The sequence below is a fragment of the Paractinoplanes pyxinae genome, assembly GCF_026626335.1.
GTDB lineage: Bacteria > Actinomycetota > Actinomycetes > Mycobacteriales > Micromonosporaceae > Actinoplanes > Actinoplanes pyxinae.
This window is the reverse complement of the sequence record NZ_JAPNTZ010000023.1, coordinates 79,532-100,752: the sequence shown is the minus strand read 5'-3', so window position 1 is coordinate 100,752 and position 21,221 is coordinate 79,532. Positions and strand designations below refer to the sequence as shown.

Genomic DNA, 21,221 nt, shown 5'->3' with positions numbered 1-21,221 from the left:
TCGCTCCCGCCGAGGGCCGCGGCGGGGTGAGCTGGCCGCTGGCGCGTCCAGAACGCTCACCCCACCACGGCGACGTGCGTGAGTGGTTGCGCCCAAAAGCTGAAACCCGCTAAGTCCGCGAACGGGCGATCTTGACCAGGTGCGCGACGACCTCGCCTAAATGGCGGGACGCGTCGAGCTCGTGGGTGCAGGTGGCTCGCAGCAGCGGCTCCACGTGTTGCAGGTCGTCCAGGATCATGGCGCGTTCGAGCGGGGACTTGCCGTAGTTGTTCGTCGTGCGTTGTGCGATTCGCTGCAGGATCACGTGGGACGGCGCGCTCAGCAGGACGACGGCGTCGAAACGGTCGTAGAACTTGCCCTGGTTCCGCACGCAGCCCTGGACGAAGAGCGAGCGCTCGTCGTCGGCGTCCAGGAGCTCGGCGATCTTGTCCTCGGCCCAGAGCCATTCGCCCCGATGCAGCTCGTCCGGCGCGTCGGCGTACTCGTGGTACTCGCGCCAGCCCGGATCGTCGGTGTCGACCACGCGATAGCCGAGCCGCGCGAGCTCGACCAGGGCCGACGACTTGCCCGTTCCCGACATCCCGGTGATCAGCACCTTCGACACCGGCACCACGGTACGACCCCGGACCGAGATTTCCAGACCGCGGGACCCGCACGATCGCTTCGCTGAACCGCCCACGGCGGTGCACGGCCGAATCCTGTCGACGAGCACCGGGATGCCGGCGGTCTTGGGCGCAACCACTCACGCACGTCGCCGTGGTGGGGTGAGCGCTCTGGACGCGCCAGCGGCCAGCTCGCCCCGCCGCGGCCCTCGGCGGGAGCGACGGTCTGCACCCACCACCCCGCTACGACATCAGATTTTGAAGTTTTCCGCCCCTCACCCGTCCAGAGGGAGTGATGCATCGAACTACCAGTTGCCAACTCCCGCTCAATTGCCAAGAATTCGCAATAGTGTCGATCCCCGAGGAGGGCGTCATGACGACGGCGATGCACATCGCCAACGGGATCGTGGACGGGCCGGTATCGGCGGTGTTCGCGGTGCTGGCGGTGGCCGCTCTAGCCTTCTGCGTGCGGAAGGCCCGCAACGACCTCGACGAGCGTCTGGCCCCCATGGCCGGCCTGGTCGCGGCGTTCATCTTCGCGGTGCAGATGCTGAACTTCCAGGTGCTGCCGGGCGTCTCGGGCCACCTGCTGGGCGGCACGCTCGCGGTCATCCTGGTCGGGCCGTGGGTGGGCGCGCTGTGCGTGTCGACGGTGCTGATCGTGCAGTGCCTGCTGTTCGCCGACGGTGGCCTGACCGCGCTCGGCCTCAACATCACCAACATGGCGCTGCTCGGCACCGCGGCCGGCTACCTGCTGGTCGCCGGGCTGCTGCGCATCCTGCCCAAGACCTCGTTCGGCCTGGCCGTCACCGCGTTCGTCGCCTCGGTCATCTCGGTGGTCGTGGCTTCGCAGGGCTTCGTTCTCGAGTACGCGCTGGGCGGCACGACGGAGCTGTCGCTGCCCTGGGTGTCGGGCACCATGGCCGGCGTCCACGTGCTCATCGGCATCGGCGAGGGCCTGATCGCGGCCACCACCGTCGCCACCGTGGCCAAGGTGCGGCCCGACCTGGTGTACGCCCTGCGCCGGTTCCGCAAGCCGGCCGTCGCGCCCGAGCTGGGAGTGAAAGCATGACCAAGCGACTCGGTTGGTTCCTGGCCGGCGGGCTGCTGGTGGCCCTGCTGCTGGCCGGTGTGGTCAGCAACTTCGCCTCGTCGAGCCCGGACGGCCTGGACGCGACGGCCCGCGAGGGCTGCACGTTCAACGACGAGGGTGAGATCACCGGCGGCACGTGCATCGCCCAGCAGGAAGGCGAACATCAGCTGGGCGACTCCCCGCTGGCCGACTACGGCATCCGGGGCATCGGCAACAGCTTCCTGTCGACGTTCATCGCGGGCACGGCCGGCGTGCTGATCACCTTCGGCGTCGGCGCGGGCCTGTTCTGGGTGGCGCGGCGCAAGCGTCAGGACGCCTGAGATGGGCGCCGGGCACGCCCATCCGCTGCACCTGGACAGGGTGAGCCCGGTGCACCGCCTGGCTCCCGAGGTGAAGATCGCCGCGGTGCTGCTGTTCACCATCATCGTGGTGGTCACTCCGCGTACGGAGTTCTGGGCTTTCGGCGCGTACGCGGTGCTGCTCGCAGTCGTGGCCGGTGTCGCCCGCGTCCCCGCGTCGTGGCTGGCCAAGCGGGCCACCATCGAGCTGCCGTTCGTGCTGCTGGCGATCGCGCTGCCCTTCGCCGGCCACGGTGAGCGCGTGGACTGGCTGGGGATGTCGCTCTCGGTCGACGGCCTGCACGGCGCGTGGAACATCTTCGCCAAGGGCACGCTCGGAGTGCTGGCCTCGCTGCTGCTGGCCGCGACCACGACCATGCGCGACCTGATCCTGGGCCTCGACCGGCTGCACTGCCCGACGGTCTTCACCCAGATCGCGACGTTCATGCTGCGCTACCTGGACGTGCTGGCCGACGACGCCCGCCGCATGCGGATCGCCCGGCTGGCCCGCGGCTACGACCCGCGGTTCCTGTGGCAGGTGAAGGCGTTCGCGGTGAGTGTCGGCGCGTTGTTCCTGCGGGCGTACGAGCGGGGCGAGCGCGTCTACCTGGCCATGGTGTCGCGGGGCTACGCGGGCCGCATGCCGGTTCTGCAGAGCGCCCGGGCCTCGACCGGCCAGTGGGTGGCCGCGGCGTCGCTGCCGGCCGCCACCGCGAGCATCGCGCTGGTCGCCGCCCTGGGATCATGAATCCCATGAGCGGCCCCGAGACCCCGGCCTTACGCGTCGCCGGGTTGCACTTCGCCTACCCCGACGGCACCGAGGTGCTGCACGGCATCGACCTCACCCTGTCCCCCGGCGAACGCGTGGCCCTGCTGGGACCGAACGGCGCCGGCAAGACCACCCTGGTGCTGCACCTGAACGGCATTCTGCACGGCGGCCCCGGCACCATCGACATCGCCGGCGCCCGCGTGAACCCCGCCGACCGGGCCGGCCTGGCCGAGATCCGCCGCCGCGTCGGCATCGTCTTCCAGGACCCCGACGACCAGCTCTTCATGCCGACGGTCGCCGAGGACGTGGCCTTCGGCCCGCAGAACCTGGGCGTACGAGGTGACGAGCTCACCACCCGGGTCGACGAGGCCCTGGCCGCCGTCGGCATGAGCGACCACCGCGACCAGGTCCCCCACCACCTGTCCTTCGGCCAGCGCCGCCGCGTAGCCGTGGCGACGGTCCTGGCCATGCGCCCCGAGATCCTGGTGCTCGACGAGCCCTCGTCCAACCTGGACCCGGCCAGCCGCCGCGAACTGGCCGAAATCCTCGAGCCCCTGCCGGTGACGGTCCTGATGGTCACCCACGACCTTCCGTACGCCCTGCAGCTCTGCCCCCGAGCCGTGATCCTCGACGAGGGGCGCATAGTCGCCGACGCCCCCACGCCGGAGGTGCTGACCGACGAGCCCCTGCTGCGCGCCCACCGCCTGGAACTCCCCTTCGGCTTCGACCCCGCCGCAGCCGCCGCCCGCCTGACCCGGTGAGCGCCGTGGACCTGCCCGGCGACGACGAGATCCGCACCCTGCACGAGCGTTTCGCGCCTGACGCCGAGGCGTTCACGCTGGTCTGGACGCACTGCCGGATCATCTGCGACATCGCCGAGCAGCTGATCACCGACGAGGATCGCGACCTCGTCCGGGCCGGGGCCCTGCTCCACGACATCGGCGTCTATCGGCTGGCGCCCGGCGAGGCGTACCTGAGACACGGTCTTCTCGGCCACGAGCTGCTGCGCTCCCTCGACCTGCCGGAACCCCTGGCCCGCATCTGCTCGCACCACACCGGCGTCGGGATCACCCGCGAGGACGTCCTCGACCAGCAGCTCCCGCTGCCGCCCGCCGACTACCTGGCCGACACGCCCGAGGAAACCCTCGTGATGTACGCCGACAAGTTCCACAGCAAGACCAGCCCGCCGCGTTTCAACACCGTTCCCTCGTACGCGGCATCGCTCGCACGGTTCGGGCCGGGCAACACGGCGCGGTTCGAAGCCCTCGTCACCCGGTACGGCGTACCCGATCTGCACGCCCTGGCCGAGCGCTACGGGCACGAGGTGCGCTGAAACCCGCCGTTCCCCCACAATCAACGGCGTGGATGTTCCCTACCGGCAGATCCGGGCCGCGTACGACGACGACACGGTGACCGTCTACCAGGCCTATCCGGCCGAGATAGCCCTGCGCGCGCTGGCCGCCGGCCGCTTCCGGCCGCCGTTCAAGCGGACGCGCATGACGTGGATCAAGCCGTCGTTCCTGTGGATGATGTACCGCAGCGGCTGGGCCACTAAGCCCGGCCAGGAACACGTGCTGGCGGTGACGCTCCGCCGGGACGGCTTCGAGTGGGCGCTGGCCAACGCGTGCCTGAGCCACTACGACGCCGCGCTCTACCCGGATCAGGCCGCCTGGACCTCAGCCACCCACGAAAGCCCGGTGCGCGTGCAGTGGGATCCCGAGCGTTCGCTGCGCCTGCAGCCGCTGCCCCACCGCTCGCTGCAGGTCGGCCTGGGCGGTGAGGCCGCCACCCGCTACGCCGACGACTGGATCACCGGCCTGGCCGACGTCACCGAGCTGGCGCAGACCATCCGAGCCCACGTCTCCGCCGGCGACGACCAGGCTGCGGCCGCCCTGCTCCCGCCCGAGAAGCCGTACCCCCTGCCCAAGCCTGTCGCCGACCGCATCGGCGCCACTGCCTGAACCTCGGCTCTCACTCTTGTCCGCGCCGGCCGCCGTAGGAGGCGATCAACGCGTCGACGACGAGCACGGCGTCGGCCGCCGCGACGTCCTCGGGGTATTCCGGCAGCAGGTCGTCCCACACGACGAGCCACGAGCCGTACAGCTGGGATTGACCTTCGGGCCGGGCGAAGAACCAGATGTGCAGGTGGGCGCCGCCGTCGCCGATCCGGTACACGTGTGCGCGCGAGATGTTCGGCAGCGCCTGCATGTGCTTAGCGACATGCTTGCTCAGCACGCCCAGTTCGGCCGCGAGCTCGTCCGGCAGGTCGGCCAGGTCGTGATGGTCGCGGGGGTGCAGCATCAGGATGAGCGGCACGCCGGCCTTCGGGATCCGCGTCAGCCGCCAGTTGTCGTTCAGCCACAGCCCCTCGTCACGCCGGGCGCACGACCGGCAGTCGGCCGGGTCCTCGCCGTGCCGTGGCGGCTCCGGCAGCACGGGCTCCCGCAGCGGCGACACCATCAGCCCTTCGGGCGCGAACGGGCTGATGTCCCACCCGGTCATTCGGGCCAGCGGCAGCCGCCCCTCCTCGTCGGCCGCCGCCAGAGCGTGGGCATAGAACTCGTCCGGTCGCAGCGCCATGCCCGGCAGCCTAGTGGGAACCGCTAGATCGGCTTTGCCACACTGGGCCGCGTGGGATTGATCATCGGTGGGCTGGCGCTGATCGCTTTCGCGTTGTGGACCGTCATCGCGCCGCGGCATCAGTGGCTGACGCTGAACGCCTGGCGTTACCGCGACCCGGACGCCAACGAGCCGAGCGACCTCTCCTACAACCTCGGGCGCGCGGCCGGCGTCGGCACGATCCTGCTGGTCGTCATCCTGGGCGGCTACCTGATCCGCGCCAACGCGACCCAGCGCGACGCCGACGACATCCGCCAGGCCCGCGAGCAGCGCTTCGGCACCACCCACGTCGAGCTGACCCCGCTACCCGCGACCAGCAGCGCCGCCGCCGGCGGAAGTTCGACCGGACCGCTGGCCGTCTGGCGTTACGCGACCATCGACAAGGCGAACCCGTTCGACCTGAACGTGCCGACGGGCGCCAACCTGCTCATCGCCGTCGACGGCGCCTACCGCGTCGACGCCCTGAACGTGCAGGAGTCCACCCAGCAGGTGACCGTGACACTGACCGGGTCGTGCACGCAGGCGAAGATCCTGTGCGACGCCGACCGCACATCACCGGTCCCGCCGGTCCGCCTCTACCCGGTCACCCTTACCGCCCCGCTCGGCGACCGCCCGCTGATCGACCAGAGCACCAAGACCGAGGCCATCGGCCGCTGACCATCCAGGACGGCCGTGACCTGAGCCGGCGGCAGCCGGCCGCTTGGCGACAGCCGGCCGCTTGACGACAGCCGGCCGCTTGACGACAGCCGGCCGCTTGGCGACAGCCAGCCGCTTGGCGACAGCCGGCCGCTTGGCGACAGCTGGCCGCTTGAAGGTCACCGTACGTGCGTGTCCAGCCAGTCCTTCAGCGGCCGGCTCGCCCGCAGGAAGTCGACGATCCGCTTCTTGGCCGCCGCCGTGCCGAGCCAGGGCGCCGGCTCCCACTCCCGCCACGTGGTCAGCCCCTTGTGCCGCAGCAGATCGGCGCGCGGATGGTCCTTGTCATAGCCCCGCGGCGCCGTCTTCAGCGACCCGTGCCCGTGCACGCCTTCGACCGTCTCGAGGATTCCGGCGAGTTCGCCGCCCGTCTTGTCGTCGGCCACCGCCTGCCGGTAGCGGGCGAGCTGGTCCTTCTCCAACTGGTACATCCCGCATCCCGCGGCCAGCCCGTTCCCCGACAGCTGGATGTACCCGCCCATCTCGAGCCAAGCCCCGAGGTGCGTCTTGTACGGCGTCTTGTCCTTGCTGAACCGCACATCCCGGTACGGCCGGAAGATCTTCCCCGGCCCGAACTCCGGTTCGAGCTCGGCCAGCAACTCCCGCATCGGCTCGCGAACCTTCTCCTCATAAAAGGCGAGGTGCGCCGTCCAGTACGTCTTGGAGTTGTCGGCCTCAAGCCCGTCATAGAACTCGAGCGCCTCGCTGGCCCATCCCCGGAACGTCACGGCCCGATTCTGGCACGCCAGATCCCCGCCATCAGGCCCAAGGCCACCGCCGTGAGGCCCAGCACGATCGCGCCCGCGGACAATTTCACGGCCACCATGAGCACGACCGCCAAAACGACACCCACGACAAGCACGCCTACAAACGCGCCCCACTGCCGTCGAGTCAATGCCACCGCCCCACGCCGAAGCGCATACCGAGGCTCCTCCTCCATGCCGCGATCGTGCCCCCACCCCCATACCGCCGCAACTCCACCCGACCCCGCGCGGGTAGCCCATCACCTGCAACGTAGCGCCCGTGCACAACCAGCCCCGTCGGGTGAGCGATGCTGCACAGCCATGAGCGAACGTGCATAAACAGCCATGCGGTGACCCCGTAAGAGAGCGACCGCTCAAGCAGCGGCCTCGCAAGCGACCAACCGCTCAAGCAGCGATCTCGCACGGCACGGCAGCCACTCAGGCGACGATCCCGCGGGACAGCGACCACTGAGGCGGCGATCCCGCGCGGGAAAGCAACCGCTCAGGCGCCCATCCCGCGCGGAACCACGACCACACAGGCCGCGATTCCGCGCGAGAAGGCGACTCTCAGGTGAGCCAGCGCAAAGGCACAGCCCGTGCGATGGCTCCGTAGCCGGCCGGGTTCAGATGCAGATGGTCGCCCGTGTCATACGCCGGAAGGAGCTGCCGTGGCGCGGCCGGGTCGCGGACCGCGGCGTCGAAGTCGGCTACGCCGTCGAAGAGGGCGCCCCGACGGATTGCGGCGTTGACCGCCGTACGGGAAGCCTCGCGCAAGCCGCCGGGGTCGTCGTAGCCGGTGTTGCCGCCGAACGGCGTGATCGTCGCGCCGTAGACCTTGAGGCCTTCGGCGTGCGCCCGCAGCGCGATCTGTTCGAACGCGACCAGCAGATCGTCCACCACCGCCTTCTGGTCGGCGACGGTGGCCGGCGCCGTGCCGATGTCGTTGACACCTTCGAACAACAACATGCGGTCGACGCCGCTCGTCGCGAGCACGTCCCGGTCGAGCCGGGCGAGCACGTTCGGTCCTAGCCCGTCGTTGAGCACCCGGTTGCCGCCGGCCGCCTGGTTGAGCACGGCCGCGCGCACGCCTCGAGCGAACAGCTGGTCGGGCCAGCGGTCGTTGCCGTCGGTCGTCGAGCCCCGCCCGTCGGTCAGCGAATCCCCGACGATGGCCAGCGCCGGCACGTCCGCCTGCACCTCGACGCCGCTGATCAGGTACCAATGCGCGACGCCGACCGCACCCACGAGGTCCGGCGCGGAAACGAAGTCACCCCCGACCAGGTACGAAGTGGTGCGCGACCCCGGATGCGAGGTGAGGTTGAGCGTCGCCTGCCCCGTCGCCAGGTACGCGGTGATGGTCAGGTTCTCGCCGCGCTCCACCGGCAAGGCCACCGGATCCGACACGATCTGCGCACCGACCGGCACGGTCACCGAAGGCCGCCCGCCGAACGTGAGCGGCCGGCTCGACCCCGGCATGATCGCCGACACCCCGGCCCGGCCACCGACCGGCTTGGCCACCGCCACCGACGTCAAAGGCAGCGCCGCACCGCCGAAAGCGTTCGACAAACGAACACGAACGTGCAATCCGCCGATCGAAACGTGCACTGTCTGACGCAACGTGGTGTCCACGAGCACCGAACTCTCACCTGTGAACGGCGCCGGCGGCAGATTGTTCGGCTCGGTCAACTGCGGCATGGCGGTCCACGTGTGGATCCACCGCCGCCGGCCGCCGCCGCCCAGCGACGGGCCACCGGCAAGTGACGAGGAGACAGGCACGGGCAGCGCAGCCACCCCGCCCAGGCTCAGCAATGTCCGTCGGCGCATGTCAGGACCTCCGGCTCTCGGGCGGCCCGAGGTAGCTGTACTTGACGCCCCCGGTGTCCACGACCAGCCGTTGCACGATCACTGTCGGGTCGACGGCCCAGAACTTGAGCGTATGGACACCAGGCGACACCGAATGAACAGTCGTCGTGCGATTGATGTTGTCCGAAGTGTTGCGCGCCCACTGCCGGTTCATGGTCGTGTCGTTGGCGCCGGTGGCCGTCGTTATGTTCACGACCTGCGGCGTCTGCCCGTCGATGGACACCGCGTACTTGAGCCCGTCCCCCGGCAGCACGTTGTTGCGCGGCGAAAGGTAAGCGGTCACGTTCACCGGACCGCCGCTCGTGAGCGTCATCTTGTACTCGAGCCGCGCGTCGGCGCCGCCCACCGGCGTGAGCCCGTTGCCCGTCTTGCCGATGCCCGGCAGCAGTTGCCACTTCCCGGTCTTGCCGGTGTAGTGGTCGGCCTCCATGGCCACGTACCCGTTGGCCTCGAGGAATCCGACCGGCTTGACCGTCGGGTTGTCGATCGGCGCCTCAACGACGACTGACTTGCCGGCCCCGGTCACGGTGATCGGCACGGTGGTCACACCCTTCGGCGCCCGGCGCCAGTCGACGCGCACTGTCGCTCGCACCTGGTCGTCCACGACACCCGCGGCCGGCGCCACGTGCACCCACGAAGCGCCCGTGGTGATCCGGTACCGGAACGGCGTGGCGCCCTTGTTGTAGACGTCGATGTACTGCGGCCGCTGCGCCTGCCACGGGCTGAACGCCGGCAGCTTCACCGGGTCGCCCCCGTCCAACCCGACGCCCAGTTTACTGCCCGCCGGCAGTTCGATGCGTTTCAGGTACGGGTAGATCTCGTCCGGCAGTGCGACGTTGTTCAGTTCCGGCTGCTGCCAGGGCGCGTTCGGCCCGTACCGCTCGACGTTCCCGTACCCGATCTTGGGCTGCAGCTGCCAGTTCTTCCACTTCCCGCCGGCCAGCGTGTTGTTGTAGTAATCGCTCATCGCCTGGTCCTCGGCGAACAGCCGTTCGGCAGTGTCGGCGAGCTTGTTCGTCAACGCCCGCCCCTGAGCGGCATAGGCGATGTTCGTGAACTCCGCGCGCCGCAGTTCGTAGATGAGCGCCGTGTCCTTGATCTGGTAATACACGAGCTGATAGAACGCATCCTGCCAGGCGGCCGGCACCTTCGCCTTCACTCGGTCCGCTCGCCGGGCCAGGTCGATCCATTCCTCGGTGACCCGGTCCATCTCGCCGTAGTCGGTGAGGCTGAACGGCGTCGCCTGGTCGTCGTAGACAACGGCGCCGTTCGCGTCGAGCGTGATCCGCCGGTTCAGCAACTCCGGCTTGCGGCGGGACTGCAGGAACCCGTACTCGTCGAGCAATTTCGCGACGGCCGGCGCCAGCGAAGGCCCGAAGTTCTCCGCGGCGTACGACGTGGTCCATTCGTCGAGCCCGCTCACCGGAATCGCGTCCGGGTTCCACGCGTAGTCGAGGAAGAACTGGGTGGGCAGCTCCTCGTTCTTGAGGTCGCCCACGTTCACCACCCAGAGACGGTCAACCCCTTTGCTGTACGCGAGATGAAGCTGCTCCCACGTGTTGGTGAGGTTGATGGTGTCGGCCCACTTGTAGTTACGCCCGTCGCCCACGTAATCGAAGTGGTAGTACATGCCGTAGCCCCCGCTGCGGGCCGGCAGCGACGGATCGGGCAGCTTCCGCATGTTGCCCCAGTTGTCGTCGCAGAACACGACCGTGACGTCGTCCGGCGGCCGATAGCCGTTGTCCCAGTAGCGCTGCACCTCTTTGTAGAGGGTCTGCACCTGCGGCCGGTCGATCAGCCCGGTCTCGCGCAGGATCTGCCGCTGGCTGTCGATGATGGACGACATCAGGTCGATGCCGTCGCCGTCGGGCAGCGACACGTCGCCGTTCCCGCGCATGCCGAGCGTGATGACACCCTCGATGTTCTGGTCGCGCATCCGTTCGGCGCCGTCCCGCCAGTACGCCTTGATGGCGTCGGCATTCCGGCGGAAACTCCATTCCCCGGTTCCGGTCGGGTGCCGGTTCCATTCCTCGATGCCGCGCATCATCGGCGCCTCGTGCGACGTGCCCATGACGACGCCGTAGAAAGTGGCGGTGGCGTGGTTGAGCGGATCGTCCTCGGCGAACGCCCGGCCCCACACCGCCGGCCACAGATAATTGGCCTTGAGCCGCAGCATTGTCTCGAACACCTTGGCGTAGTACGCGCTGTTCAACCCACCCGGATAGCCGGGCGCCTTGCCCGGTCCGAAGTAGCCGGGCGCCCACGTGCCGGTGGCCGGGTTCTCGTCGTTGATGAAGAACCCGCGGTATTTCACCTTCGGCGTGCCCTGCGTGTGCCGGCCCGGCAGCACATACAGCTGGGCCTTCTTCTGAACGGGCACGTCGTCCCAGAAGTGCCAGGGCGAGATACCGATCTTCCGCGAGAGGTCGTACGCGCCGTAGATGCTGCCCCGCTGGTCGCTTCCGGCAATGACAAAAGCACGCCGTACGCCGGGAAGCGGATCCGTCACGACCTGCTCGACCGTGGTTTCCCACTTGCCTTGCACACCGCGCACATCGAGCTTTCCGCGCGCGATGATCCGGTCGATGAGCGGGCTCTTGCCGATGGTGCCGACGATGACCGGGTCGCGCCCGGCCGGAATTGTGTCGTGGCCGACCGCCGGCTTCACACCGGTCACCTTCTCGAGGTCGGTCTGCAGGTCGTCGGCAACCCGGATCACCCCGGCGTAGTCGTCCTTGCTGACCACGATGGGCGCGCCCCGCAACGGGAAGCGGCCCGGCCCGTTGTCCACAGACACGTACGAAGCGGATGGCTTATCGGTTTTGTGGGCGCCGGCCGGCGTCGGCGTGATCAGCACGAGCGCCAGCGCCCCGACCAGGGCCGCCCTCATCGGAACAGCCTCAGCGGAACGGCGGCGGCCATCGCGGCCATGCCGGCGTCATTGGGATGCAGCCCGTCCCCGCTGTCGTAGGCCGGGTTCAGCCGCAGCGGGTCGGCCGGGTCGCGCATGGCCCGGTCGAAGTCGATCACCCCGTCGTACTCGCCGCCGGACCGGATCCAGCGGTTGAGCACGTCGCGTTTGCGCTCGTTGGCCTCGCTGTAGAAACCCAACGTGTCCCCCTTGAACGGAAGAATCGTGGCGCCGATCGCGACCAGCCCGGCCGCGTGCGCGCGGGCGATCAGCTGCCGGTGCCCGCCGATCAGATCGTCGGCCGTGACCACCTCGGAGGCGGGCGCGACCGTGCCCGGGTGCCCGAGGTCGTTGACCCCGAGCAGCACGATCAGATAGCCGGCGCCGGGCTGGGCGACCACGTCGCGGTCGAAGCGCCGCAAACCGCTGTGCCCGAAGTACGCGGCGAAGCCCTCGGCGTCGCTGCCCGGCGCCGGGTTCGGGTCGTGCAGCAGCCGGTTGCCCGAGATGCCGACGTTGGCCACCCCGAACGTGCGGAGGCGGGCCGCGAGCAGGTCGGGCCAGCGGTGGTTGAGGTTGTTCTGCGTGTTGGCGCCGTTGGTGATCGAGTCGCCGAGCGTGACGATCGCTTCGGCATCGCTGCGGACGGCCACACCCGAGAGGAACAGGTACTGCCCGATGGTCGAGACCGGGGTGACGGTACGCGCGGCGGTGACGTCGCCGTCGGCGATCACGTTGTCCTGAAAGGCGAACGCGGCCAGGGTGGTCACCGGGGTGCGGGCCGGCAGATAGAGGCTGACGGCCAGGTCGCCGCCGGGCGGCACCCGAAGCCGTACGGGGTCGCTGACCAGCGGCGAGCCGGCCGGCAGGGTCACGTCGGCCCGGTTGCTGAACGTCACCCGCCGATCCGAGCCGGGGACGATGGCGGTGCTCGCGCCGTCGCCCGCCCGCAGGGCCACCCGGACGGCGCCGATGCGCAGCGGCCCGGCGCCGAACTCGTTGGTGACCCGGACGCGGATCTCGTCGCCGCCGAGGCTGCAGTGGACGATCTGCCGCACGGTCTGGTTGGCGAGGACGGTCGGCGGGGTGGGCGGGATGGTCGTGGGGGCCGCGGCCCAGGTGGCGGTCCAGCCGCTGCCCCGGGAGGCGGAATGGGCTTGGGCGGGAACGGGTAGCCCGGCCGCGGCGGTGACGGCCGCGCCGGAAGTAAGAGCGAGTAATTCGCGTCGGGTGGGCATGCGGGAGCTCCTTCTCGGCCGCACCGGGGACAGGAAGCATCGAAACTCCCGTGGTGGCCGGAAGTTTCGGAAACACATCGGTCGGTCTCTCGTAACGTAAAGGCGACCATCTATGTCGTCAAGATTCCGCGCCTTGATCAAGCACGCGGTGCCGGCTGACGCAGTCCCGAGAAACGTCGGAACTTTCACTAACTTGTCGGTGTAGTCAAGTTAGGAGTAACTTCTTGACCATGCCGTCAAGTAATGTCGTCGAGGACGACCAGCAGGTCGAGGCCGAGGCCGCCGCGCCCGCCGCCGAACCCGCACCCGCGCCGCTGATCATGCTGGAGCCGCTGGACGAGTCCGGTGTATGCGCCGTCGACGGGTGGTGCGACTGATGAGCGCCAGCGTCTTCGGCCGCGCCGCCGAGCCGATCCTCATCGACGTCTGGAGCGACGTCGTCTGCCCGTTCTGCTACCTGGGCAACGCCATCCTCAAAGAGGCGATCGAGCAGCACCCGCACGGCAGCTCGGTGCAGGTGCGCTATCACAGCTTCCAGCTCAACCCCGGCTTCCCCGTGGGCGAAGCCGTGCTGGCCGACGACTATCTGGCCCAGCAGTACGGCATGCCCAAGGCCCAGATCGAGGCCTCGCACGCCCAGCTGTCGGCCCGGGGCGCCCAGTCGGGGCTCGACTACCAGTTCCCGAAGTCGATGATGATCAACACCCTCGACGCCCACCGCATGATTCACCTGGCCAAGGCCCACGATCAGGAGCCGGCCATGGTCGACCGGTTGTTCCGGGCCGAGTTCACCGACGGCCTCAACCTGGCCGACCACGGCGTCCTGGCCGATCTCGCCGCCGACCTCGGGCTCGACCGCGCCGAGGCGCTGAAGGCGCTCGAGACCAAGGCCTACGAGCAGGACATCAGGGCCGACCTGTCCCGGGCCCGCGAGCTCGGCATCAGCGGCGTCCCGTTCTTCGTCTTCGACAACAAGCGGGCCGTCTCCGGCGCCCAGCCGGTCGAGCTCTTCCGCCAGGCGCTGGACGTCACCTGGCAGGACAGGGCAGCATCCCCGGCATGAGCCGACGCCGCCCGAGCCGGTGCCGCATGAGAGCTGACACCGCATGAGAGCCGACGCGAGACGCAACGTCGAGGGCATCCGTCAGGCTGCCCTCGACGTCTTCCGCACCGGCGGCCTGACCACCCCGCTCGACGAGGTGGCCAAGGCCGCCGGCGTCAGCAAGGGCACCATCTACCACCGCTTCGGCAGCCGCACCGGCCTGATCAACGCGGTGGTGGAGGAGCTGGTGGCCGAGCGCATCGCCGGCATCATCGAGGCGGTCGACGCCCTGGACGGCCCGCCGCTGCTCCGCTTCGAGGAGTATCTGCTGCGCACGTGGCTGCTGCAGTACGACGAGCCGGCCGCCAACGACGTCCTGATGCGGGTGCTCCCCGAGTCCGAGCCGCTGACCGAGCTGTTCTGGCGCGCCTGCCAGTTCGGCAGTCGTCTGCTGTACGAGGCACAGGCCGCCGGCGTCGTGCGGGCCGACATCACCCCCGACGACCTGGTCTACCTCATCCTGGAGCGAGGCGTCATCGCGCGCGCCTGCGACCAGCAGACCCGTGACGACTACCGCCGCCGCCTCGACTTCGTTTTGCGCGGCCTCCGCACGTTCAGAATGTGACCGGCAACGTCACGAGGCGGTGCCCGATCGGCGGTACCGGCAGCCAGTCCGGCCGGCTGTAGGCGGGCTTCAGGTCGGGGCACCGGTCGAGCAGGATGCGCAGGCACTCGTCCGTCTCCATGCGGGCGAGTGCCGCGCCCAGGCAGTAGTAGGTGCCCATGCCGAAGCTGAGGTGCCGGGCGCCCTGTCGGGTGACGTCGAAGCGGTCCGGGTCTCCAAAGACGTCCGGGTCGCGGTTGGCCGCGTTGAGAGCCAGATAGACGTGCTTGCCGGCCGGCACTTCGTGCCCGGCGAGCTCGACCGGCTTGGTGGCGACGCGGCCGATCACTCCGGCCGGGCCGTCGCACCGCAGCATTTCCTCGACGGCGAGAGGCATTCGGCCGGGGTCCTCGCGGAGCAACGCCATCTGGTCCGGGTTGTCGAACAGCAGCACGAGCCCGTTGGCGATCAGGTTGGCCGTGGTCTCGTGACCGGCGAACAGCAGCAGCACACAGTTGGCCACCGCCTCGTCCTCGGTGAGGATTCCCTCGGCTTCGGCCGCGACGAACGTACTCAATACGTCTTCTCGAGGCTCACGGCGGCGCTCGGCCGCGATCACGCGCAGGTAGTCGTGCATCTCCAGCATGCTGCGCTGGGCGTGCAGCAGCGACTGCAGATCGCCGTGGCCGAAGATGGGCAGGATGTCGCGCGACCACGCCTGCAGCTGCTCGCGGTCGCTGACCGGCATGCCGAGCAGCTCGGCGATCACGTTGGCGGGCAACGGATAGGCCAGGTCGCTGACCACGTCCATGTGGCCCTTCGGCGCGACCGCGTCGAGCAGCTCGTGGGTGAACTCGCGCACCCGCGGCCGCAGCCGGTCGACCATCGCCGGCGTGAAGTAGCGCTTGAGAAGCTGCTGGAACCGCACGTGGTCGGCCGGCACCGTGTGGCCCATCCACATCGCGACGAACCGCGTGACCGGCGCCAGCTCCTCGCGCTCGGCCGGGGTCAGGCGATCCAGCACGCGCAGCATGTTCGCGCTGTCCATGCGTTTGTCGCGCAGTGCCGCGTTGACGTCCGCGTACCGGGTCAGCAGGTACGCGTCGAGCTGCGGCAGCCGCGCGATCGGGCTCTCGGCCCGGACCTTGTGCAGGAAGGCGTTGGGGTCCGCCAGCGCCTCGGGGGCGAACAGGTCGTATTCCCTCATGGGCCGAGTCTGGCCGAATCCACTGATCGTTATCTATGCCAGATTCGGCTGTGGGTGACAGCCGGCCGTGCGGCCGGCTGCCGTGCCGCTACCACCAGATGGTGCAGACGACGTCCGACGGGTAACCCGCCGCGTGGCCGCAGGCGCGCATCCGCTTGTAGGCGTCGTTGTAGGGCTCGGTGGGGATGCTGCCCCCGGTCTGGATGGTCTTGATGCTCAGCTGCTCCCAGGTGTTGCCGCCGTCCCAGCTGCGGTCGACCCACACCCGGTCGCCCGGGGAGCCGTTGACGATCCGGCCCCACGCGCACTGCAGATTGCGGTTCGAGACGGTGTTGGCCCGCAACTCGATGCCGCGGGACCGGGTGAAGACGGTCGCGATCGTGTGGGCGCCGGAGGTCGTGCAGTTGTCCGCGGCCTGGGCGGGCGACGGCGTGACCGCGACGGCGACCGCCGTGCTCAGCAGGCCCGCCACCGCGGCAGCGGCGAAGAAACTACGGCGAAGGCTCATGTCGATTTTCCTCCCGTGAATGACGACTCGTGCGCTGAGGAAGCGTGCGCTGAGGAAGTGTGCGGGGTGGACATGAGCCGATTTGTTAATGGAATGTTGTCGGCCTGCCCACAAGGGCATCGACACACTCGAATATCGTGGGGCCGCGATGGAGGTACGACTTCTCGGTCCGGTCGAGGTGCACGCGGCGGGCCGCGTGTGGGACGCCGGGCCGCGTCAGCAGCGCCACGTGCTGGCCGCGCTGGCGGCCGACGCGGGCCGGCCGCTGACCGCCGAGACGTTGATCGACCGGGTGTGGGACGAGGCTCCGAACGGCGCCCGCCGCGCGCTGCACGTGCACATCACCCGGATCCGGCGCCTGCTCGAGCAGATCGGCGACGGCGCCACACTGAGCCGGCGGTCGGGCGGCTACCTCCTCGAGGCGGCGACCGACCGGCACTCCTTCCGGAGCCTCACCGAGCAGGCCCGCCGATTGCCGGCCGACCGTGTCGCGTTGCTCGGCCGGGCCCGCGAACTTTGGCGGGGCGAGCCGCTGACCGGTCTGACCGGCGAGTGGGCGACGCAGTGCCGCCGAAGTTGGCGGCCTGAATACCTGGAGGCGACCGAGAGCTGGGCGCGAGCGCAGCTGGAAGACGGTGTCTTCGAGCCGGTGATCCCCGTGCTCACCGGTCTGTCCGGCGAGGAGCCCTTCGCCGAGTCGATCGCCGCCCTGCTGATGCGCGCTCTGCACGCCGCCGGCCGCAGCGCGGAAGCCGCCCAGTTCTATCTTTCCTGGCGGCAGCGGCTGGTCGACGAGCTCGGCATCGACCCCGGACCGCAGCTGCAGGAGCTGCATCAGGCGATCCTGCGTCAGGAAGTTCCGGTCCCCGGTACGAAGGCACCCGCGCAGCTGCCCCTCGACGTACGCGGCTTCACCGGCCGTTCCGATGAGCTGGCCCAGCTGGACGAGACGCTGGCTACCGCCGACGATCAGCCGACCGCGGTGATCGTCTCGGCGCTGTCGGGCACGGCCGGCGTGGGCAAGACCGCGCTCGCCGTCCACTGGGCCCATCGCGTCGCCGCGTGTTTCCCCGACGGCCAGCTGTACATGAATCTGCGCGGCTTCGGGCCGGACGGCGCGGTCGTGACGCCCGCCGATGCCGTTCGAGGTTTCCTGTACGCGTTGCAGGTGCCGCCGCAGCAGCTGCCCGCCGGGCTGGACGCCCAGACGGCCCTCTACCGCAGCCTGCTGGCCGGTAAGCGAGTGCTGGTCGTGCTCGACAACGCGCGCGACGCCGCCCAGGTGCGTTCACTGCTTCCCGGTACGGCCGGATGCCTCGTACTCGTGACGAGCCGCAACCAGCTGACCGGCCTGGTCGCCGCCGAGGGCGCGCACCCGGTGCAGCTCGACCTGCTGAGCCCGGCCGAGGCCCGCGGCCTGCTGGCCCGGCGGCTCGGCGAGAAGCGGGTCGCCGCCGAGCCGATCGCGGTCGACGGCATCATCGCCGCGTGCGCCCGCCTGCCCCTGGCCATCGTGGTCGCGGCCGCCCGCGCCGCCACCCGGCCGGCGCTCCCCCTGGCCGCCCTGGCCGAGGAACTGAACGAGGCCGGTGGCGTGCCCGACGCCCTGGCCGGCGCCCGAGCCATCTTCTCGTGGTCCTACCGGGCGCTGGACGCCGAGACGGCCGACCTGTTCCGGCTGCTGGGTCGTCACCCCGGCCCGGACGTCACCACACCAGCGGCGGCCAGCCTGGTCGGGCTTTCCCTTACGCGTACGCGGAACTTGCTCAACCGCCTGGCCGACGCTCACCTGATAACCGAGCACTCCCCCGGCCGATTCAACCTTCACGACCTGCTGCGGGCCTACGCGGCCGAGCTGTCACGGAACGAGGACTCGCAGGCCGCCACCACCCGCCTGCTCGACCACTACCTGCACACCGCGCACCGGGCCGCCCTCCTGCTCTATCCGCGGCGCCACCCGATAGCCCTCACACCGCTCAGCCCAGCCGTGACGCCCGAATCCCTGACGAGCCACCGTGAGGCGACCGCGTGGTTCACCGCCGAACATCCCGTGCTGTTCGCGGCGATCGAGCTGGCCGCCGGCGACGGCCACGACACGCACGCCTGGCAGCTGGCGTGGACGCTGTGGGACTTCCTGGACCGGCGCGGCCAGTGGCCCGAGCTGGTGGCGATCCAGCACACCGCCCTCACGGCGGCCGCCCGATCGGCCGACCGGGCCGGGCAGGCGCACAGCCACCACGGCCTCGGCTTCTCGTACGACGTGCTGCAGGATCACAAGCATGCCGTTCACCACCTGCAGGCCGCGCTGGCTCTGTTCGGCGAGCTCGGCGACCACACCGGCCAGGCCAACATCTGCCTGAGCCTGTGCGTCCAGGCGTACAGCGAGGGCGACCTGCGCGGTTCGCTGTCCCACGCCGACCAGGCGCTTGTGCTGTACCGGGCCGCCGGCGACGCCTTCGGTCAGGCCGCCGCGCACAACAACATCGCCATGCTGGACGTCGAAAGCAACGACCCCGAATCGGCCCTGTCCCACTCCGTACGGGCGATGGAGTTCTACGAGGAGGCGGACGACCACCACGGCCGCGCCACCGGCTGGGACAGCCTGGGCCTGGTCCACCGCCACCTGGGCGACTACCGCCGGTCGATCGCGAGCTACGAACGCGCCCGCGACATCTTCCACGACCTGGGCGACCGCCGGCTGGAGGCCGACACCCTGTGCAGCGTGGCCGGCGTACACCAGCAATTCGACCACCCGGCCGAGGCCCGCGAAGCCTGGCGCCGGGCCCTGCGAATCCTGGAAGAGTTGGGCCATCCTGACGCAGCCGACGTCCGCGCGAAGCTCAGTAGTTGATGACGGTCAGCCATTCGGCGCCGCGGGGGGCGTAGCGGTGCAGGGCGCGCAGGCCGTGGACGGCGGGCGGCACGTGCTTGGCGCCGTAGACGATGCCGACGGTTATGCGTTCATGCGCTCGGTGAGTGTGGATGTCGTCGAGTTCGCTGACCAGCAGGCGGTCGCGCTGCTCGCCGATCAGCGACAGCAGCTCGTCCATCGACTCGGCGCGGGCCAGCTCCTCGCGCCAGTCGGTGTCGCTGACCTCCATGGCCGCGGCCATCGCACGGCGCGACCCGAACGCCAGCCGCTCGAGGCCGACCAGCGGCGCCCCGACGGTGGCGACGGCGCGCTGCCACCACGGCACGGCCTGCCAGCCGGCCGAGAACTGCTCGCCGGTCAGGTCGGGGTAGCGGACCGGTACGCCGAGGGAGTCCAGCGGGATGTCCTGTTCGACCAGGCCGGACCGCCGGAATCGGGCAGGCAGCTGATAGCTCAAGCTCAACGCGCCCGCCGCCCAGCTGCCGCCCCGGCCGACCCCCTCCGCGACGACCAGGTCGCACCGGCGCAGCCGCTCGGTGACCGCGGCGTAGAAGGCCGGCTCACCGACGTGAACCATGGGATAGAACTCGAACCGCAGTGGCGTTCCCGCCCGCGTCAGCCGCAGCACCGCGGAGCGGACACCGAAGTCGCTCACCTCGACGATCTGCATGCCTTCACAGTGCGCCCCCACCACAAGGGTCCCCGGCCGAGTAGCGCTGCCACCACGTGTCGCGCCGGTGCTTGGTCAGCACACCGTCCCGCCGGACGAACAGCAGGATGTCCCCGTTGAAGTCAAAGGTCGCATCCTCCGCGCCAGTGTCCAGCAACTTCCAGGCTGACCACGACACGCTGAGCCTGACCCACCTTGACCTTTCCTCGACCTCGGTCGAGATGCCGCGCACGACCTTCGGGAAGCAGAACGGTCAATGAAAGCCGGCGGCGGCGCGATGGGGTCGCGCCGCCGCCGGGTTCTTTTCGGAGCGGGTCAGGTCATGCGGTGGCGCAGGCCAGGTTGTTGACCGACGGTGGCGTTGCGCCGGAGCCGATCAGGCCGAACGTCACGTACTTGCCGGCGGCTACCGTGCCGTTCCAGTTGACGTTTTTCACTGTGACCAGCGATCCGCTGCTGGTGGCCGTGCCGCTCCAGGCCTGGGCCAGGGTCTGCGACCCGGGCCAGGTCCAGTTGACCGTCCAGTTGCTGATCGCCGCGGTGCCCGCGTGCACCATCACCTCGGCCTGGAAGCCGCCGTTCCACGAGCCCGTGATGTTGAACATCGCGGAGCAGTCGCCCGATCCCGCGGGCGGCGGGGTCGTCGGCGGCGGCGTGGTCGGGGGCGGGGTGGTCGGCGGCGGAGTCGTCGGGGGCGGGGTGGTGGGCGGTGGCGTCGTGGTGCCGCCGTTGCCCACACCCGTGACCTCGCCGTTGCCGCCGTCGAAGACGACGTCGGAGCAGCCGTAGAACGTCTCGTTGCTGTCCGAGCGCTGCCACACCGAGTAGATCAGGTGGCGCCCGCTCTTGCCGGACGGCAGCGTCGCGTTCCAGTAGTAGTGGCCGTCGTCGGAGCCGGGACCGCCGCTGTCCGGCGGGTTGGTCACCGAGTCGAACGGCGCCGACTCCAGGTCACTCCAGGCCAGGGCCCGGGTCGGGCTCCAGCTGTCCTTGGTGATGTACATGCGGAACGTGCCGGGGTGCTTGGCCCAGTTGTTGTACTGCACCTGGATCTGCCGGCCCGCCGTCAGGTGGGTCACCGGCCAGTCGTTGCGGGGCAGGTTGAAACCCGTGAAGTTGTACGGGCCCCCGGTGCCGCCCGAGCAGAGCTGACCGTCGGGGATGAACCCCGACATCCGGCCCGCGCCGTCCGAGCGGAGCACCGCGAACCAGTTGTACAGCGACGTGGTGCCGCTCTGGGCCACGGCAGCCGCACAGGCCGCGTTCTTCGGCTCGATCGCACCCGTCTGCGGGTTCCGCCCGTCCTTGTAGCAGAGCCACGTACGGCTGCCCGGAACCATCATCGCGCCGTGGGCCTGAGCGGCGCTCGGCGGAGTGGCCACCACCGCCACGCCGGCCGCGACGAGCGCGCTCACCGCGTACATAAGCAGCTTTTTTCGCATGGAG

23 protein-coding genes are annotated in these 21,221 nt (G+C 69.8%); 11 read left to right on the top strand and 12 right to left on the bottom strand.

Features of this window, described 5'->3' with window-relative positions; genetic code table 11:
- Positions 1-109: 109 nt before the first annotated feature.
- Positions 110-604 carry an AAA family ATPase gene (locus OWR29_RS44250; protein WP_267569643.1) on the bottom strand — a complete coding sequence of 165 codons (495 nt, stop codon included), beginning with the start codon at positions 602-604 and terminating at the stop codon, positions 110-112.
- A gap of 371 nt (positions 605-975) precedes the next feature.
- Here OWR29_RS44250 and OWR29_RS44245 point away from each other — a divergent pair, with 371 nt between their 5' ends.
- From OWR29_RS44245 to OWR29_RS44220, 6 genes are read left to right on the top strand one after another with little or no spacing between them, the layout of a single operon-like run.
- Positions 976-1,674 (top strand): energy-coupling factor ABC transporter permease, encoded by a 699-nt coding sequence (locus tag OWR29_RS44245; RefSeq protein ID WP_267569642.1) that lies wholly within the window; start codon positions 976-978, stop codon positions 1,672-1,674.
- On the top strand, positions 1,671-2,015 hold the full coding sequence (locus OWR29_RS44240) for a PDGLE domain-containing protein (protein WP_267569641.1): 345 nt from the start codon (positions 1,671-1,673) through the stop codon (positions 2,013-2,015). The genes OWR29_RS44245 and OWR29_RS44240 overlap by 4 nt, the downstream gene beginning before the upstream one ends.
- A gap of 1 nt (position 2,016) precedes the next feature.
- Positions 2,017-2,781, top strand: coding sequence for a cobalt ECF transporter T component CbiQ (gene cbiQ / locus OWR29_RS44235; protein WP_267569640.1), 765 nt, complete (start codon positions 2,017-2,019; stop codon positions 2,779-2,781).
- A gap of 5 nt (positions 2,782-2,786) precedes the next feature.
- Positions 2,787-3,563, top strand: a complete 777-nt coding sequence (locus tag OWR29_RS44230; RefSeq protein ID WP_267569639.1) for an energy-coupling factor ABC transporter ATP-binding protein — start codon at positions 2,787-2,789, stop codon at positions 3,561-3,563.
- Positions 3,560-4,135, top strand: a complete 576-nt coding sequence (locus OWR29_RS44225; protein WP_324291315.1) for an HD domain-containing protein — start codon at positions 3,560-3,562, stop codon at positions 4,133-4,135. The genes OWR29_RS44230 and OWR29_RS44225 overlap by 4 nt, the downstream gene beginning before the upstream one ends.
- 28 nt (positions 4,136-4,163) lie before the next feature.
- Positions 4,164-4,763 (top strand): DUF4291 domain-containing protein, encoded by a 600-nt coding sequence (locus OWR29_RS44220; RefSeq protein ID WP_267569638.1) that lies wholly within the window; start codon positions 4,164-4,166, stop codon positions 4,761-4,763.
- 10 nt (positions 4,764-4,773) lie between these two features.
- On the opposite strand, the gene OWR29_RS44215 is transcribed toward OWR29_RS44220, so the two are convergent.
- Positions 4,774-5,382, bottom strand: coding sequence for an HIT family protein (locus tag OWR29_RS44215; RefSeq protein ID WP_267569637.1), 609 nt, complete (start codon positions 5,380-5,382; stop codon positions 4,774-4,776).
- A gap of 51 nt (positions 5,383-5,433) precedes the next feature.
- Here OWR29_RS44215 and OWR29_RS44210 point away from each other — a divergent pair, with 51 nt between their 5' ends.
- Positions 5,434-6,078, top strand: a complete 645-nt coding sequence (locus tag OWR29_RS44210; protein WP_267569636.1) for a DUF6199 family natural product biosynthesis protein — start codon at positions 5,434-5,436, stop codon at positions 6,076-6,078.
- A gap of 158 nt (positions 6,079-6,236) precedes the next feature.
- Here OWR29_RS44210 and OWR29_RS44205 read toward each other — a convergent pair whose 3' ends face one another.
- The 5 genes from OWR29_RS44205 to OWR29_RS44185 form a co-directional block, all read right to left on the bottom strand.
- Complete coding sequence (locus tag OWR29_RS44205; RefSeq protein ID WP_267569635.1) at positions 6,237-6,845, bottom strand: DUF2461 domain-containing protein; 609 nt, start codon at positions 6,843-6,845, stop codon at positions 6,237-6,239.
- Complete coding sequence (locus tag OWR29_RS44200) at positions 6,842-7,057, bottom strand: hypothetical protein (RefSeq protein WP_267569634.1); 216 nt, start codon at positions 7,055-7,057, stop codon at positions 6,842-6,844. The genes OWR29_RS44205 and OWR29_RS44200 overlap by 4 nt, the downstream gene beginning before the upstream one ends.
- A gap of 370 nt (positions 7,058-7,427) precedes the next feature.
- Entirely contained in the window at positions 7,428-8,684 is a 1,257-nt protein-coding gene (locus tag OWR29_RS44195) for an SGNH/GDSL hydrolase family protein (RefSeq protein WP_267569633.1), read from the bottom strand.
- 1 nt (position 8,685) lies between these two features.
- Positions 8,686-11,613: a glycosyl hydrolase 115 family protein gene (locus OWR29_RS44190; RefSeq protein WP_267569632.1), complete on the bottom strand. Its 2,928-nt coding sequence runs from the start codon at positions 11,611-11,613 to the stop codon at positions 8,686-8,688.
- Entirely contained in the window at positions 11,610-12,872 is a 1,263-nt protein-coding gene (locus OWR29_RS44185) for an SGNH/GDSL hydrolase family protein (RefSeq protein ID WP_267569631.1), read from the bottom strand. Before OWR29_RS44185 ends, OWR29_RS44190 begins: the two co-directional genes overlap by 4 nt.
- Positions 12,873-13,102: 230 nt before the next feature.
- Between OWR29_RS44185 and OWR29_RS44180 the strand changes: the two genes are divergently transcribed.
- The 3 genes from OWR29_RS44180 to OWR29_RS44170 are packed head-to-tail and all read left to right on the top strand — an operon-like array spanning position 13,103 to position 14,539.
- Positions 13,103-13,249 carry a hypothetical protein gene (locus OWR29_RS44180; RefSeq protein WP_267569630.1) on the top strand — a complete coding sequence of 49 codons (147 nt, stop codon included), beginning with the start codon at positions 13,103-13,105 and terminating at the stop codon, positions 13,247-13,249.
- Positions 13,249-13,935 (top strand): DsbA family oxidoreductase, encoded by a 687-nt coding sequence (locus OWR29_RS44175; RefSeq protein WP_267569629.1) that lies wholly within the window; start codon positions 13,249-13,251, stop codon positions 13,933-13,935. Before OWR29_RS44180 ends, OWR29_RS44175 begins: the two co-directional genes overlap by 1 nt.
- Before the next feature lie 43 nt (positions 13,936-13,978).
- Positions 13,979-14,539, top strand: a complete 561-nt coding sequence (locus OWR29_RS44170) for a TetR/AcrR family transcriptional regulator (protein ID WP_267569628.1) — start codon at positions 13,979-13,981, stop codon at positions 14,537-14,539.
- Here the strand turns inward: OWR29_RS44170 and OWR29_RS44165 are convergent.
- Positions 14,529-15,725 carry a cytochrome P450 gene (locus OWR29_RS44165; protein ID WP_267569627.1) on the bottom strand — a complete coding sequence of 399 codons (1,197 nt, stop codon included), beginning with the start codon at positions 15,723-15,725 and terminating at the stop codon, positions 14,529-14,531. The two genes, OWR29_RS44170 and OWR29_RS44165, sit on opposite strands and share 11 nt — an antisense overlap.
- An 88-nt stretch (positions 15,726-15,813) precedes the next feature.
- Positions 15,814-16,233: a hypothetical protein gene (locus tag OWR29_RS44160; RefSeq protein WP_267569626.1), complete on the bottom strand. Its 420-nt coding sequence runs from the start codon at positions 16,231-16,233 to the stop codon at positions 15,814-15,816.
- Positions 16,234-16,381: 148 nt separating this feature from the next.
- On the opposite strand from OWR29_RS44160, the gene OWR29_RS44155 reads away from it, so the two are divergent.
- Positions 16,382-19,084 (top strand): AfsR/SARP family transcriptional regulator, encoded by a 2,703-nt coding sequence (locus OWR29_RS44155; RefSeq protein ID WP_267569625.1) that lies wholly within the window; start codon positions 16,382-16,384, stop codon positions 19,082-19,084.
- On the opposite strand, the gene OWR29_RS44150 is transcribed toward OWR29_RS44155, so the two are convergent.
- The 3 genes from OWR29_RS44150 to OWR29_RS44145 all read right to left on the bottom strand — a co-directional run bounded on the left by OWR29_RS44150 (position 19,074) and on the right by OWR29_RS44145 (position 21,217).
- Positions 19,074-19,775 carry a hypothetical protein gene (locus OWR29_RS44150; RefSeq protein ID WP_267569624.1) on the bottom strand — a complete coding sequence of 234 codons (702 nt, stop codon included), beginning with the start codon at positions 19,773-19,775 and terminating at the stop codon, positions 19,074-19,076. The two genes, OWR29_RS44155 and OWR29_RS44150, sit on opposite strands and share 11 nt — an antisense overlap.
- A gap of 4 nt (positions 19,776-19,779) precedes the next feature.
- Positions 19,780-19,953 (bottom strand): SitI3 family protein, encoded by a 174-nt coding sequence (locus tag OWR29_RS48210; RefSeq protein WP_369077366.1) that lies wholly within the window; start codon positions 19,951-19,953, stop codon positions 19,780-19,782.
- A 142-nt stretch (positions 19,954-20,095) separates the two neighbouring features.
- Positions 20,096-21,217, bottom strand: coding sequence for a lytic polysaccharide monooxygenase auxiliary activity family 9 protein (locus OWR29_RS44145; RefSeq protein ID WP_267569623.1), 1,122 nt, complete (start codon positions 21,215-21,217; stop codon positions 20,096-20,098).
- Between the last annotated feature and the right edge of the window lie 4 nt (positions 21,218-21,221).

What these genes read in the sequence shown, in the direction of transcription:
- OWR29_RS44240 (WP_267569641.1), top strand. Translation starts at nt 1,671, where the DNA reads ATGACCAAGCGACTCGGTTGGTTCCTGGCCGGCGGGCTGCTGGTGGCC.
- OWR29_RS44200 (WP_267569634.1), bottom strand. Translation starts at nt 7,057, where the DNA reads ATGGAGGAGGAGCCTCGGTATGCGCTTCGGCGTGGGGCGGTGGCATTG.
- OWR29_RS44160 (WP_267569626.1), bottom strand. Translation starts at nt 16,233, where the DNA reads ATGAGCCTTCGCCGTAGTTTCTTCGCCGCTGCCGCGGTGGCGGGCCTG.
- cbiQ (WP_267569640.1), top strand. Translation starts at nt 2,017, where the DNA reads ATGGGCGCCGGGCACGCCCATCCGCTGCACCTGGACAGGGTGAGCCCG.
- OWR29_RS44175 (WP_267569629.1), top strand. Translation starts at nt 13,249, where the DNA reads ATGAGCGCCAGCGTCTTCGGCCGCGCCGCCGAGCCGATCCTCATCGAC.
- OWR29_RS44245 (WP_267569642.1), top strand. Translation starts at nt 976, where the DNA reads ATGACGACGGCGATGCACATCGCCAACGGGATCGTGGACGGGCCGGTA.
- OWR29_RS44215 (WP_267569637.1), bottom strand. Translation starts at nt 5,382, where the DNA reads ATGGCGCTGCGACCGGACGAGTTCTATGCCCACGCTCTGGCGGCGGCC.
- OWR29_RS44190 (WP_267569632.1), bottom strand. Translation starts at nt 11,613, where the DNA reads ATGAGGGCGGCCCTGGTCGGGGCGCTGGCGCTCGTGCTGATCACGCCG.
- OWR29_RS44180 (WP_267569630.1), top strand. Translation starts at nt 13,103, where the DNA reads ATGCCGTCAAGTAATGTCGTCGAGGACGACCAGCAGGTCGAGGCCGAG.
- OWR29_RS44170 (WP_267569628.1), top strand. Translation starts at nt 13,979, where the DNA reads ATGAGAGCCGACGCGAGACGCAACGTCGAGGGCATCCGTCAGGCTGCC.
- OWR29_RS44185 (WP_267569631.1), bottom strand. Translation starts at nt 12,872, where the DNA reads ATGCCCACCCGACGCGAATTACTCGCTCTTACTTCCGGCGCGGCCGTC.
- OWR29_RS44165 (WP_267569627.1), bottom strand. Translation starts at nt 15,725, where the DNA reads ATGAGGGAATACGACCTGTTCGCCCCCGAGGCGCTGGCGGACCCCAAC.
- OWR29_RS44195 (WP_267569633.1), bottom strand. Translation starts at nt 8,684, where the DNA reads ATGCGCCGACGGACATTGCTGAGCCTGGGCGGGGTGGCTGCGCTGCCC.
- OWR29_RS44230 (WP_267569639.1), top strand. Translation starts at nt 2,787, where the DNA reads ATGAGCGGCCCCGAGACCCCGGCCTTACGCGTCGCCGGGTTGCACTTC.
- OWR29_RS44155 (WP_267569625.1), top strand. Translation starts at nt 16,382, where the DNA reads ATGGAGGTACGACTTCTCGGTCCGGTCGAGGTGCACGCGGCGGGCCGC.
- OWR29_RS44145 (WP_267569623.1), bottom strand. Translation starts at nt 21,217, where the DNA reads ATGCGAAAAAAGCTGCTTATGTACGCGGTGAGCGCGCTCGTCGCGGCC.
- OWR29_RS44150 (WP_267569624.1), bottom strand. Translation starts at nt 19,775, where the DNA reads ATGCAGATCGTCGAGGTGAGCGACTTCGGTGTCCGCTCCGCGGTGCTG.